Below are 13,738 nucleotides of genomic sequence, written 5' to 3'. Positions count from 1 at the left end.
GCGTTTTTCAAACGGCAGCGATGAGCCGGCACACAGGAGAAGGCGGAACATGAGCGAGACGACGCAAGCCGCTGGCGCAACAGGCGGCAACGAAACGCAAAGCGGCTTCAAACCGAAAAAATCCGTCGCGCTGTCGGGCGTGACCGCGGGCAACACCGCGCTGTGCACGGTCGGCAAGACCGGCAACGATCTGCACTATCGCGGCTATGACATTCTCGACATCGCCGAGGCGTGCGAATTCGAGGAGATCGCTTATCTGCTGGTCCACGGCAAGCTGCCGACCCAGGCCGAACTGACCGCGTACAAGACGAAGCTGAAGTCGATGCGCGGCCTGCCGGCCAACGTAAAAGCCGCACTCGAATGGATTCCGGCCGCCGCGCATCCGATGGACGTGATGCGCACCGGCGTGTCGGTGCTCGGCACCGTACTGCCCGAGAAAGACGATCACAACCTGCCCGGCGCGCGCGATATCGCCGACAAACTGATGGCCTCGCTCGGCTCGATGCTGCTGTACTGGTATCACTACTCGCACAACGGCAAGCGCATCGAGGTCGAAACCGACGACGATTCGATCGGCGGGCATTTCCTGCATCTGCTGCATGGCGTCGAGCCGTCGAAGGCGTGGGTCGATGCGATGCACGTGTCGCTGAACCTGTACGCGGAGCACGAGTTCAACGCGTCGACGTTCACCGGCCGCGTGATCGCGGGCACGGGCTCGGACATGTACTCGGCGGTCACCGGCGCGATCGGCGCGCTGCGCGGCCCGAAACACGGCGGCGCCAATGAAGCCGCGTTCGAAATCCAGTCGCGCTACCAGACGCCTGACGAGGCCGAAGCCGACATCCGCCGCCGCGTCGAGAACAAGGAAGTCGTGATCGGCTTTGGCCATCCGGTCTACACGATCTCGGACCCGCGCAGCAAGATCATCAAGGAAGTCGCGAAGAAGCTGTCGAAGGAAGCGGGCAACACGAAACTGTTCTCGATTGCCGAACGGCTCGAATCGGTGATGTGGGACGCGAAGAAGATGTTCCCGAACCTCGACTGGTTCAGCGCGGTGTCGTATCACATGATGGGCGTGCCGACCGCGATGTTCACGCCGCTGTTCGTGATCTCGCGTACGGCAGGATGGAGCGCGCACATCATCGAGCAGCGCGTCGACAACAAGATCATCCGGCCAAGCGCGAATTACACCGGACCCGAGAATTTAAAGTACGTGCCGCTAAATAGGAGAAAATAGCGATCGCTGCGCGCTCCACAGCGCGTGCAGTTCAACCCGCGCGGCCGCCGGACCGGTCGTCCGCGCACTGTTTAACTGATTTTGATAGAAAGGTTTTCTCCATGAAAAAGCTGATGATCGCCGCCATGATTGGCGCCCTGTCCACGACGATGCTGACCGTCGCGACTGACGCCACCGCTGCGGACACGGCCACCACCACGAAGAAGCCGGCCACCAAGGCCGTCGCGAAGCGCCCGGAGCCGCGCCGCCTGATCAAGCGCAAGCCGAGTCCGGCGAAGGAAGCGAAGGTCGATCCGATCCCGGAAGGCGCTGAAAAGTGGGCGTGCAAGGACGGCCTTGCTTTCGAAATGAAAGGCGACATGAAGCGTGACCAGATTGTCACGGTTCACTGGGCGAACAAGAACTACAACCTGCCGCGCGAAGCGACCACGACGGGCGCCGACCGCTTCCACGATGCAGCATCCGGTATGGACCTCGTCGTGATCCCGACGAAGGCCATGCTGTTCCAGGACAAGGACAGCTCGCGTCTCGCCGACGAGTGCAAGACGGTCGCCATGGAACAGGGCGCGCCGGCTGCAACGCAATCGAACGCGATCAACAAGACCGGCAACTGATTTTCGCCGCCAGGGAAGCCCCCGATGTCCGCCCCGATCTCCAACGTACGACCCGCCCCGGACGCCGTCCTGGCCGAGATCGTCGACTACGTGCTGGATTACCGGATCGACAGCGCGCTCGCGCTGGAAACCGCGCGTCATTGCCTGATCGACACGCTCGGTTGCGGACTCGAGGCGCTTACCTACCCAGCCTGCACCAAGCTGATGGGACCGATCGTGGCAGGCACGATCGTCCCCAACGGCGCGAAGGTGCCGGGCACGTCGTTCCAGCTGGACCCGGTTCAGGCCGCCTTCAACATCGGCGCGATGATCCGCTGGCTCGATTTCAACGACACCTGGCTCGCCGCCGAATGGGGCCATCCGTCCGATAACCTCGGTGGCATTCTCGCGACGGCCGACTGGCTCTCGCGCACCGCCATCGCAGCCGGCAAAGCGCCGCTGACGATGAAAGACGTCCTGATCGCCATGATCAAGGCGCACGAAATTCAAGGCTGCATCGCGCTCGAGAACTCGTTCAACAAGGTCGGGCTCGATCATGTGCTGCTCGTCAAGCTCGCGTCGACCGCCGTGGTCGGCCAGCTGATCGGCCTTACGCGCGACGAGCTGATCAACGCGGTATCGCAGGCGCTCGTCGATGGGCAGGCGCTGCGCACCTACCGTCATGCGCCGAACACCGGTTCGCGCAAATCGTGGGCCGCCGGCGACGCGACCTCGCGCGCCGTGCGCCTCGCGCTGATCTCGAAGACCGGCGAGATGGGCTATCCGTCGGTGCTCAGCGCGAAAACTTGGGGCTTCTACGACGTGCTGTTCAACGGCAACGCGTTCCAGTTCCAGCGTCCGTACGGCTCGTACGTGATGGAAAACGTGCTGTTCAAAATCTCGTTTCCGGCCGAGTTCCACGCGCAAACCGCCGTGGAAGCCGCGCTCGCGCTGCATGTGCAGCTCGCCGCGCAGGGCCGGCGCGTCGAAGACATTCGCCGCATCACGATCCGCACCCACGAAGCGGCGATTCGCATCATCGATAAAAAGGGTCCGTTGAACAATCCGGCTGACCGTGATCATTGCATCCAGTACATGATCGCGGTGCCGCTGATTTTCGGCCGTCTGACGGCTGCCGATTACGAAGATTCAGTCGCGCAGGACTCGCGTATCGATGCATTGCGCGCGAAGATGGAATGCGTCGAAGACCCACAGTTCACGAAGGACTATCACGACCCGGAGAAGCGGTCGATCGCTAACGCACTGACGATCGAATTCAACGACGGGTCGAAGTTCGGTGAAGTCGTAGTCGAATACCCGATCGGTCATCAGCGCCGTCGTGAAGACGGTATTCCGTTGCTGGTCGAGAAGTTCAAGACCAACCTCGCGCGGCGCTTTCCGGTCAAGCAACAACTGGCGATTCTCGACGTATCGCTCGACCAGGCCAAGCTCGAAGCGACGCCGGTCAATGAATACGTCGATCTGTACGTCATCTAGGTTGAGTACTGTAGTTTCGCGATCCAAACCAAGGAAAACACCATGGCCCACAACCTCCACAAAACGCTCAAGGAATTCGACAGCGGTTCCGGCAAAGGCAAGTTCTACTCCCTGCCGCAACTCGGCAAGGCTCTGAACCTCAAGATCGACCGCCTGCCGGTCTCGATCCGTATCGTGCTGGAATCGGTGCTGCGCAACTACGACGGCAAGAAAGTCGCCGAAGAACATGTCACGCAACTCGCGAACTGGAAGCCGACCGCGGCGCGCGTCGACGAAATTCCGTTCGTCGTGTCGCGCGTCGTGCTGCAGGACTTCACCGGCGTGCCGCTGCTCGCCGACATCGCCGCGATGCGCGGCGTCGCGAAGGCCATCGGCAAGAACCCGAAGTCGATCGAGCCGCTGGTGCCGGTCGATCTGGTCGTCGACCACTCGGTGCAGATCGACCACTTCCGCGAGAAGAACGCGCTCGACCTGAACATGAAGCTGGAATTCCAGCGCAACAACGAGCGCTATCAGTTCATGAAGTGGGGCATGCAGGCGTTCGACACGTTCAAGGTCGTGCCGCCGGGCGTCGGCATCGTTCACCAGGTGAACCTCGAGTACCTCGCGCGGGGCGTGCACAAGAAGGCCGACGGCGCGGACACCGTGTACTACCCGGATTCACTGGTCGGCACGGACAGCCACACGACGATGATCAACGGCATCGGCGTGGTCGGCTGGGGCGTGGGCGGTATCGAAGCCGAAGCAGGCATGCTCGGCCAGCCGGTGTACTTCCTGACGCCGGACGTCGTCGGTGTGCACCTGAAGGGCAAGCTGATCGAAGGCGTGACTGCGACCGACCTCGTGCTGACGATCACCGAACTGCTGCGTAAGGAGAAGGTCGTCGGCAAGTTCGTCGAGTTCTTCGGCGAAGGCACGCGCTCGCTGTCGGTGCCGGACCGTGCGACGATCGGCAACATGGCGCCGGAATACGGCGCAACGATGGGCTTCTTCCCGGTCGACGAGAAGACCATCGACTTCTTCCACGGCACGGGCCGCACGGACGCGGAGATCTCCGCGTTCGAAAACTACTTCAAGGCGCAGGAGCTGTTCGGCATTCCGGGCGAAGGCGATATCGATTACACGAAGGTCGTCACGCTGGATCTCGCGACGGTCGCGCCGTCGCTGGCAGGCCCGAAGCGTCCGCAGGACCGCATCGAGATCGGCCACGTGAAGTCGACCTTCACCGACCTGTTCTCGAAGCCGGTCGCCGAAAACGGCTTTGCGAAGAAGGCCGCCGATCTCGACGCGCAATACACGACGAGCAACGGCGTCGACGTCAAGAACGGCGACGTGCTGATCGCCGCGATCACGTCGTGCACGAACACGTCGAACCCGAGCGTGCTGCTGGCCGCCGGTCTGCTTGCGAAGAAGGCTGTCGAAGCTGGCCTGACGGTCGCGCCGCACATCAAGACGTCGCTGGCTCCGGGATCGCGTATCGTCACCGAGTACCTGACGAAGACCGACCTGCTGAAGTACCTCGACAAGCTCGGCTTCACGCTGGCCGCTTACGGCTGCACGACCTGTATCGGTAACGCGGGCGACCTGACGCCGGAACTGAACGACGCGATCACGAAGCACGACATCGTCGCGGCAGCAGTGCTGTCGGGCAACCGTAACTTCGAAGCGCGTATCCACCCGAACATCCGCGCGAACTTCCTCGCGTCGCCGCCGCTCGTAGTCGCATACGCGATCGCCGGCAACATCACGCGCGACCTGATGACCGAGCCGGTCGGCAAGGGCAAGGGCGGCAAGGACGTCTACCTCGGCGACATCTGGCCGACCAGCGAAGAAGTCAACGCGCTGCTGAAGTACGCGATGGATGCCGACGCGTTCCGCAAGAACTACTCGCAGCTCACGAAGAAGGGCGATCTGTGGAGCAAGATCGAGGGCGAAGAAGGTCAGGTCTACGACTGGCCGAAGTCGACCTACATCGCCGAGCCGCCGTTCTTCGGCAAGGACTTCTCGATGACGCCGGCTTCCAGCATCGCGCCGGTCAAGGGCGCACGCGCGTTGGGCATCTTCGGTGACTCGGTCACGACCGACCACATCAGCCCGGCAGGCTCGATCAAGGAAGACTCGCCGGCAGGCCGCTGGTTGAAGGAAAACGGCGTGCAAAAGGCCGACTTCAACAGCTACGGCTCGCGGCGCGGTAACCACGACGTGATGATGCGCGGCACGTTCGCGAACGTCCGTATCAAGAACCTGATGATCCCGGCGAAGGCGGATGGCTCGCGCGTCGAAGGCGGCCTGACGATTCACCAGCCGAGCGGCGAACAGCTGTCCATCTATGACGCAGCGATGAAGTACATCGCCGCCGATACGCCGACCGTCGTGTTCGCGGGCGAAGAGTACGGCACGGGCTCGTCGCGCGACTGGGCGGCCAAGGGCACGCAACTGCTGGGCGTGAAGGCTGTGGTCGCACGCAGCTTCGAGCGGATCCATCGTTCGAACCTGGTCGGCATGGGCGTTCTGCCACTGCAGTTCAAGGGCTCGGATAGCGTGCAGTCGCTCGGCATCACCGGCGAAGAAACGTACGACATCGAAGGCCTCGGCGACGACTTCAAGCCGCAACAGGAAGTCACGCTCGTGATCCACGGCAAGGACGGCGACAAGCACGTTCCGGTGCTGCTGCGTATCGACACGCCGATCGAAGTCGACTACTACAAGCACGGCGGGATTCTGCCGTTCGTGCTGCGCTCGCTGCTGGCTGCTTAAGCCGCGCGGCAACGCATACAGCCTCGCTGTTTTGCAGGGGCTGCGTCCTGTGGAGGGCGCAGCCGACTTTGAAGCCCGACCTCAGGTCGGGCTTTTTTTATCGGCTCGCCGAACGCCACGGCTCGCGCGCCGCGCCGCGCCGCGCCGCGCCGCGACTCCTCCATCACTTCAAGCCGAAATCGACCCGCGTCGTCGCACCCTTGTCCTTGATGTCGTCGGCATTCATCTTCGGCGCGACGATAAACACGCGGCTGCTGTCGATCTTGCCTTGCAGGTACTGCTGCACACTCTGCGCGCGCCGCTGCGCGAGTTGCCGCAAGCTCGCGTCGTCGATCGGCGCGTTGGCCGCGAGCGCGCTCTTCATGTCGTCGTCGGGCAGCGTCTTCGTCATGCCGATGAAGTTGTGCGGCTTCTTGAAGTCGGAGGACTTGTAGGCCTTGGTCAGATATTTGTCGTACTCTTTCTGATCGACCGTGACCGTCGACGGATCGACGCTCTCACCATTACCCACCGTGTCCTTGATCTTCTGCCGCTTGACCATCTGATCGACGTACTGCGTGCGCAGCGCCGGCTCGTCGACCTTCGGATCGACGCGTCCGATCAGGTCCATGCGGATCGACGGTTTGTCGGTGAGTGCCTTCACGATCGTGTCGAGTTTCTGCTTGTCGGCATCGGTGAGCGTCGCCGAGCCGGCCTCGAATTCGACGTAACCGAGGTCCTCACCATTGCCGCCGAACGCGTGCGCGATCAGCGAGAACGGCGCGGTCACCGCCTTTTCGAGCAGATTGAGCACCGCATGCCAGATCAGCCCGCCGATGCTGAACTCGGGGTTCGACAACGAGCCCGACACTGGCAGGTTCACGTCGATCTCGCCGCGCGAGTTCTTCAGCAGCGAGATCGCGAAACGCACCGGCAGTTTGGTCGCGGTGTCGTTGTCGATGTGATCGCCGAACGTCAGTTGATCGATGAACAGGTGGTTGTTCGCGTTCAGCTGGTCGTTCTCGAGCTTGTAATGCAAATCGACGTTGAGCTTGCCCTTCGTGATCGGATAGCCCGCGTATTTCGCCGAATACGGCGTCAGGTTGGTCAGCTCGATGTCGTGCGCGCTCGCGGTCAGATCGAGCGCCGGTTTCGCGATCAGCGGATTGATGGTGCCGCGGATCGTCAGCGGACCGTTGGCCGCGAGCTTCGCTGCCACGTCGACCGGCGCGGGCGTCGTCGATTCCGTACCGAACGCGCCGATCGTGCCCTGAATGGCGACAAGGTTCGCCGTGTAGTTCGGCTTGACGAAGTTGTCGGTATAGGTCACGCGGCCCTGCTGCAACACCAGTTGCCCGACGTGCATCTTGACCGGGTTTGCTGGCGGCGTCGCGGCCGTGGCGCTGGCGACGGCCGTGGCGGCAGGCTTGCCGGGCGTTGCAGCAGATGCCGCGACCGGCGCCGACGCCGCGACTGCCTCAGACACCGCCTCGGGCGTCAGCGGAATCGGGTGCGAGCCGCTCTTGTCGCGCGTCAGCGACTGCGTCGTACCGCCCTCGTGCGCGACCACATCCTTCAGATTCAGCTTGCCTTGCGCGTCGAGCAGCACACGCCCATAGAACTTCGAGAACGTCACGCGGCCCGCGTCGACGACGGTGCCGTGCTCGTCGTAATCGGCCTTCAGGTTCGACAGCGCGAGCGAGCCCCAGCCCGCGAACGGGTCCGACGTCACCTTGTCGAGCATGCGCACGGCGACGAGCGCCATGTCGCCGCGAAAGTTCGCTTTCAGCGACTTAGTCTGGGTGACCGCGAGATCGCCGTTCGCGTTCAGCAGCGCGCTTGCGAGCGTCGCGTTCAGGCTGCTGCCGAAGTACGGCTCGAACGCGGCCGCGTCGAGCTGGTTCGCGTTGATCTTGACGGCCAGCTTTAGCGGCGTCGCGGTCACGTCGCCCTTCACCGCGAGCGTGCCCTTCTTGTTCAACGTCGCCTGCAGGTCGACCGGCAGCGGACGGCCCAAGTCGTCGCTGATCTGCCGCACCTTCAGCTGCACCGGCGTAAAGCTCAGCTTCACCGGCTGCGGCGTCGTGTTGTCGGTGAAATCGGCGGTCGCGTCTTTGAGCGTCAATTCGGCGATCTTGTAGCGCCATGCGGGGCCTTCGGCCTGCGCTTGTTTCGCCGCGTGGATCGCCGTGCGCTCCGTCGCCTGTTGATGCGCCCTCGCGAGCGCGTCCAGATTGATGGTGCCGTCCTTCAGGCGCTGCGCGTCGACCGCGAGACCGGTTACGTCTACGCTCGTCACGTCGGCCGTGCGCGCCGCGACGTCGACCTGTTTGACTACCACGTTGCCCTGCGCGAGCGAGATCACCGGCGTCTTGCCGCCGCGCGCCGCGAGCTTCACCGCCTGCATGTCCAGCTGCGTGTCCGCGACCGTCAGCGCCATCGGCGACTTCGACCAGTTCGCGTCGATATTCGTCGTCGCGGACAACGCGCCGTCGAGCACCTGCGCGGACGTCGCGGTATCCAGATACGGCTGCAACGGCGGCAGCTTCAGCGACTTCAGAACGAGCTTCGCGCTCGCCGTCTTCGCCGCGAGGCCGACCGTGCCGTCGGCGGCGAGCGAACCGCCGCTGTTCTTCAGGTTCGTGTTCAGCGTGTAGTGCGCTGGCGCCGACGCGAGCGTCGAGAAATCGGTCAGCGTAACCGCGAGGTTTTGCAGCCCGGTTTCTACCGGATGCGACACGGCTTCGTCGTGTACGTTCACAGTGCCGTCGTTGAGTGTGAAACGTTTGATCGCGACGTCGAACGGCGGGGCCGCCTTTTCGGCGGCGGCGGTTTTGGCGTTGGCATTCGCGTCCGCGGTTTCCTTTGCCGTGGTTTTTTCCGGCGCGGGCGCGAACATATGTTCGACGCTCAATACGCCGTCCTTGTCGCGCGCGAGGCTCGCGCTCGGCGCGTCGATGCGGATATCGTCGAAGTGATAGATGCTCTTCAACGGTTCGAGCGATGCCGCCGCCACATGCACGGCGCGCGCCGCGAAAAACGGCGCCTTGCCCTGATCCTGCACGTTGACGTCGTTCAGATCGACGGTGCCGGCGACGCGCAGCGACGGCGTGTCGTTCGACATCTCGAAGTTCAGCTTCAGGTCGGCGGACAGCTTGCCCGACTGCACGATCACCGGCAGCTTCGACGGCGCGTAAGACACCAGCTTCGGCACGTCGAGCTCGTCGAAGCGCAGCGACACTTCCGACTCGCGCGACGCCGCGAACGGCTTGGTCCTGCCGTCGATTGCGAGCTGACTGTCGCCGTCGATGCGCGCGCGCAGCAGCGGCTCGACGAAGATATCGGTCTTCGACGGCAGCGTCGCGATGAACGGAATGCCGAGCTTCCATTGATCGATCACGTGGCTCGTGCCGAGCAGCCGGTCGTCGAACCTGATCTGGCCGTTTTCGACACGAATGTTGGAAACGGAGAACTGCGTCGGCTTGCTATTCGGTTTTGCCGGCTGATTCGCGAATTTCTCGATCAGGTCGCTGAAATTGAAGTGCTGCGCATCGAGGCGAACGATATGAAAGCGCGGCGAATCGACCTGCACTTCGTCGACGATGGGCGCGCCGCGAAACAGCGAACTCCACGACGGCTTCACGATGAGCCGCGAAATATCGACGAAGTCGCCCGCGCCGCCGCGCTCGCCGATATGCACGTTGTCGGCCTCGAAACGCAGTGTGTACGGATTGAGCGCGATGCGGCCGATCGACGCCGGCCGGTCGAGCTGCTTGCTCAGTTGCTGGCTGGCGATGTGGCGAATCAGCGGCGGCGCCGCGAAAAAACCGAGCAGGCCGAACAGGACGACGAAGATCAGCAGACCGACGAGAATCCGTCGCGTACGGCGCGACTGCGCGACTGCGCGCACGGTCTGTATGGAGGAGGCTAACGATGCTTTATTGAGGCTTGCCATGCTCGATGTGGAGGAATGCGGCGGCAAGCCCGCCGCGAAAAACAGAGATCCCGCAAGCGGCAGTATAAGGCGTGAATCAATGGTTAGACAGGAATGTCAGGCCCGCCTTGACGATTCGTGCTGCTGACTGAGTGGCTTTCCCGCGAACGAGATTTTCGCGAGCGTCAGATAACGATCGGGATAGGGGCGGTCAGTTAGCCTGACCGATCCCCTCCCACACCACCCGGCATGCGGGTCCGCACCGGGCGGTTCGAGCAGTTGAGGTCATGAGAGGCGGGGTACGCCAAGACGGTCGAAGTAAGCAACTGGCATGGCCCGGTTCAGCAACAGGTAGCTGTTGTGCCACCAGCGACGGCTGTTCGCCGCCACCAGCCTGGCCTCTGATTCCGAAGCACCCAGCGCTCGCAACTCCCGATACATTGTCTTGCCCCGGCGCCAGTGCTTGAGCTGCAGCGCACGCAGACGGTGCCTGATCCATTCGTCGAGTTCACGGAACACCCGCGGCGTCTGGGCCAGATTAAAGTACGCCTTCCAGCCCAGCATATACGCCCGCATTCGCTCCGCCACCTCCGGCAGGCTGCGCCCGCACGAACGGCGTGTCAGTTCCCGGATGCGTTGTTTGAAGTTCGCCAAGGCCTTGCCAGCTACCGCGCATTTCACCTGCCGGCCTTTCCCGTGCCACAGCGTGTAGCCCAGGAACTTGCGCCGGGATGCTGGCGCGACCGCTGTCTTGGCCTCGTTGACCTTCAGATGGAGTCGTGCATAGAGCCTGCACAGGCCCTCCAGCACCCGTTCGCCCGACCTCCGGCTGCGCACGTACACGTTGCAGTCGTCGGCGTAGCGCACGAAGCGGTGGCCACGCTTCTCTAACGCCCGATCCACCTCGTCCAGCAACACATTGGCCAGCAGCGGCGAGAGTGGCCCGCCTTGCGGCGTACCCTCGTATCGCTCGCGGAGCACGCCGCCATCCATGATTCCGGCCGCAAGGTAATGCCGGATCAGACGCAATACCGCCTTGTCGCCGATCCGCCTCGATAGGCGTTCCATCAGGATGTCGTGATTGACCCGGTCGAAGAACTTCTCCAGATCCACATCGACCACCACCCGATAGCCGTCCTGCACATGCCGCTGTGCCATCAGCACCGCGTCACGCGCCCGACGCCCCGGCCGGAAGCCATAACTGTGTTCGGAGAACGTAGGGTCAATGATGGGTTGCAGGACTTGCAGCAGGGCTTGCTGGATCAGCCGGTCCGTCACCGTCGGTATCCCCAGTTCTCGCATCCCGCCCCCGGGCTTCGGTATCTGCACGCGCCTCACCGGCTCGGGCCGGTAGCTGCCATCCAGTAACGCTTCCCGTATCCAGGGCCAGTGCGTCTTGAGATATGCCGCCGTCTCAGCGATCGACCTCCCATCCACCCCTGCACTGCCGCGATTGGCTTTGACGCGTTTCCACGCCATCACCAGATTCGCTCTCGCGAACGCCTGCGCAAGCAGGTCGTCTCGCCCCAGGCTTCCGGCTTCATCGTGCGCCGCCCGTGCTTCATCACGCGACGCTTCCGGCGCGGCTTCACCACGCCTCCTTTCGTCGCGCTCCGCCTTCGCGGAATTCGGATGCATTGCACGTCCGAGCACCACGGCCTTCGGCCCTCCTACTCGTTCGGCCCTTCGCTGGCGGCTTTAGCCTTCCCGGCCACGCCTTCCAGCTATTACGGCCTCTGCTGACTTCTCGCTCCGGTTCAGCACCGTCGCCCTTTCAGGCATGAGGCGAGATCTCCCCAGGTAAGAACGCACTCCTTCATCGCACAACCGCCGCATCTACGCCGCATCGCCTTGGTCACAAGAGCTTCGCGGCCGTTTGCCCGCTCGCCCTGCTCAGCAGCGCCTTCTATGCAGTTCTTGTTCATCGGCTCACGATTTACGCTCCGCGCTTCCTCCCCACACCCGGTCGCCCTCGTGCAGTTGCGCTTCACTTCATTCGCTGTGACCAGCTTATGGCGGGACTTGCACCCGCAGGAGTGCGCCCATGCTGGGCGCACAAACCGGACGGCGCGCGGTTTGCCCGCGCGCCGTTCACATCATTGCCGCACGACCGGCGGCGGCTGCCAGCTGCCGTCGGTGGCTTGCGGCTTCGGCGCATACAGGCGTAGCACCAGTTGCATGTCCGCGCGCGGTGCGGGCAGCCAGTTACCGGTCCGGCTGCGCGTCGACGACACGACCACGTCGAGCGAACCATCGCGATTGCGGCGCGCGCCATTGCGATCGCCAACCGCGAGCCGCGCCGGCGCGTTCTCGCTCAGCGCGCCATCCTTCGTATACGCGGTGATCGTCCAGAAACCGCGCACCGGCGGCAGCTGGTTCGCCGCGAAGTGGATCACATAGCGATTCGCGCCGTTCAGCGTGTTGCCGTCGCTGTCCTGCGTGACGAACGCGCGTACTTCGTCGTCCTTCGTACCGAGGCCCAACTGTGTGCTCGCCGCATACGCGCGCAACCCATAGTCGGGACCGTAGTTGCCGACGGCATCGCCGAACCAGCTCCAGCCGTTCGCGCTCAGCAGATTCGACGGCGGCGTCGCGAGGCGATCGCGACCGTCGGCGAGACCGGCCGCGAGCGCATCGGATGACTTCGGCAGCTTCACAGGATCGCCCGGCGTCACGCCGAGATCGGCGAGAAATTTGAGCGCGTGCGGATCGGCCGGTGTCGGCGGATTGTCAGGCAACGCGTCGGCGAGACGGCCGAAGAAGCCGCTCGCGTCGAGCGCGGCGACCTGCTGCGCCGGCGTGCCGCTCGGGCCCGCGACGCCGCTTGCGTAACCGCGCGGCGGCACCGCCGGCTCCGCGTCGCCGACGAACACGCTCAGCGGCTCCAGACGGATCGCGTGCTGCAGCTTGCGCACCGCGTTCAGATCGCGCGCGCCGTTCGACTGGATGCGCACGCTGATCCATGCGTTGCGCGTCGGCACGTCGACGCGCTTTGCGCCCTTCGGCAGCTCGCCCTTCCAGCCCGGTGCGACGAACGCGATCGTCTGCGCGCGCAAGCCCTTCGCGGTGCCCGTGCCCGCGGCGAACTGCGGCCCGGTCGACCACGCGACGTTGGTCCACATGTCGAGCACGCGCGCATCGACGTAACGGCCATGCGAATCAGGTAGCGCCAGGATCACCGGCTCGGCGGCAAGGTCGAGCCAGCCGGTCGAGTCGAGCGTGTCGAGGCTCGGCTGCGGCGGATTGGTCGCGCCGATCGGCGGCAGCGCCTGCGCGTGACGCAGCGTGTTGAAAGGCGCCTGACCCGGCTCGGTGCCGACCGCCGCATCGCGCGCGGCGCTCATCAGCACGAGCGGATAGCCGAATACGTAGGAGTCGGCGACTTCGTCCTTGATCCAGCCGGTGGGTTGTTGCGTCGCGGTGGGGGTCGACGCACAGCTGGCCAGCAGTGCCAGACCCGCGAGCGACGCGCAGGTTCGTTGAAGCAAAAACAGTTCTCGGAGATTTTTTATCATTCGTTCAGAGTGCGGAACGTGCAGTCCTATGGGGGATGCCGGTGTGCAGCGCCTGGTGCATGCGCGGTTCTCCCGAAACACTGCGCAGCGAGTCCGCGGATTGCGATTCCGACAACATCGCGTTGTATCGTATCCTTGCTAGCCAGGCAAGCACAAAGCAGGGAATTTTGGCTGACAGCGCGCAGGCGCGTCACCGATGTGACAATCGGCGTCGCTGTCACATTAT

7 protein-coding genes are annotated in these 13,738 nt (G+C 63.7%); 4 read left to right on the top strand and 3 right to left on the bottom strand.

The window, feature by feature from the left end; genetic code table 11:
• The first annotated feature begins 49 nt into the window (after window positions 1-49).
• From prpC to acnA, 4 genes are all read left to right on the top strand, one after another.
• A complete protein-coding gene (gene prpC / locus OKW40_RS31540) occupies window positions 50-1,237 on the top strand; it encodes a bifunctional 2-methylcitrate synthase/citrate synthase (RefSeq protein WP_429352671.1) in 1,188 nt (395 codons plus the stop codon).
• Between the two features lie 101 nt (window positions 1,238-1,338).
• Window positions 1,339-1,851 (top strand): hypothetical protein, encoded by a 513-nt coding sequence (locus OKW40_RS31535; protein WP_184057569.1) that lies wholly within the window; start codon window positions 1,339-1,341, stop codon window positions 1,849-1,851.
• Between the two features lie 24 nt (window positions 1,852-1,875).
• A complete protein-coding gene (locus OKW40_RS31530; RefSeq protein WP_184057571.1) occupies window positions 1,876-3,327 on the top strand; it encodes a bifunctional 2-methylcitrate dehydratase/aconitate hydratase in 1,452 nt (483 codons plus the stop codon).
• Between the two features lie 42 nt (window positions 3,328-3,369).
• Entirely contained in the window at window positions 3,370-6,084 is a 2,715-nt protein-coding gene (gene acnA / locus OKW40_RS31525) for an aconitate hydratase AcnA (RefSeq protein WP_429493237.1), read from the top strand.
• Window positions 6,085-6,247: 163 nt separating this feature from the next.
• Here the strand turns inward: acnA and OKW40_RS31520 are convergent, their stop codons facing one another.
• The 3 genes from OKW40_RS31520 to OKW40_RS31510 form a co-directional block, all read right to left on the bottom strand.
• Window positions 6,248-10,018: a DUF748 domain-containing protein gene (locus OKW40_RS31520; protein ID WP_429493236.1), complete on the bottom strand. Its 3,771-nt coding sequence runs from the start codon at window positions 10,016-10,018 to the stop codon at window positions 6,248-6,250.
• Window positions 10,019-10,282: 264 nt separating this feature from the next.
• Window positions 10,283-11,653: a group II intron reverse transcriptase/maturase gene (gene ltrA / locus OKW40_RS31515; RefSeq protein ID WP_429490198.1), complete on the bottom strand. Its 1,371-nt coding sequence runs from the start codon at window positions 11,651-11,653 to the stop codon at window positions 10,283-10,285.
• Between the two features lie 440 nt (window positions 11,654-12,093).
• Window positions 12,094-13,512: a DUF1254 domain-containing protein gene (locus OKW40_RS31510; RefSeq protein WP_429493235.1), complete on the bottom strand. Its 1,419-nt coding sequence runs from the start codon at window positions 13,510-13,512 to the stop codon at window positions 12,094-12,096.
• Window positions 13,513-13,738: the final 226 nt, after the last annotated feature.

It is taken from the genome of Paraburkholderia sp. RAU6.4a (assembly GCF_050435625.1).
Classification (GTDB): Bacteria; Pseudomonadota; Gammaproteobacteria; order Burkholderiales; family Burkholderiaceae; genus Paraburkholderia; species Paraburkholderia tuberum.
The sequence above is the reverse complement of the archived record's forward strand: the minus strand, read 5'-3'. Positions and strand labels throughout refer to the sequence as shown.

Coding starts and splice junctions, on each gene's coding strand:
- prpC (WP_429352671.1), top strand. CDS start 50: ATGAGCGAGACGACGCAAGCCGCTGGCGCAACAGGCGGCAACGAAACG.
- OKW40_RS31535 (WP_184057569.1), top strand. CDS start 1,339: ATGAAAAAGCTGATGATCGCCGCCATGATTGGCGCCCTGTCCACGACG.
- OKW40_RS31530 (WP_184057571.1), top strand. CDS start 1,876: ATGTCCGCCCCGATCTCCAACGTACGACCCGCCCCGGACGCCGTCCTG.
- acnA (WP_429493237.1), top strand. CDS start 3,370: ATGGCCCACAACCTCCACAAAACGCTCAAGGAATTCGACAGCGGTTCC.
- OKW40_RS31520 (WP_429493236.1), bottom strand. CDS start 10,018: ATGGCAAGCCTCAATAAAGCATCGTTAGCCTCCTCCATACAGACCGTG.
- OKW40_RS31510 (WP_429493235.1), bottom strand. CDS start 13,512: ATGATAAAAAATCTCCGAGAACTGTTTTTGCTTCAACGAACCTGCGCG.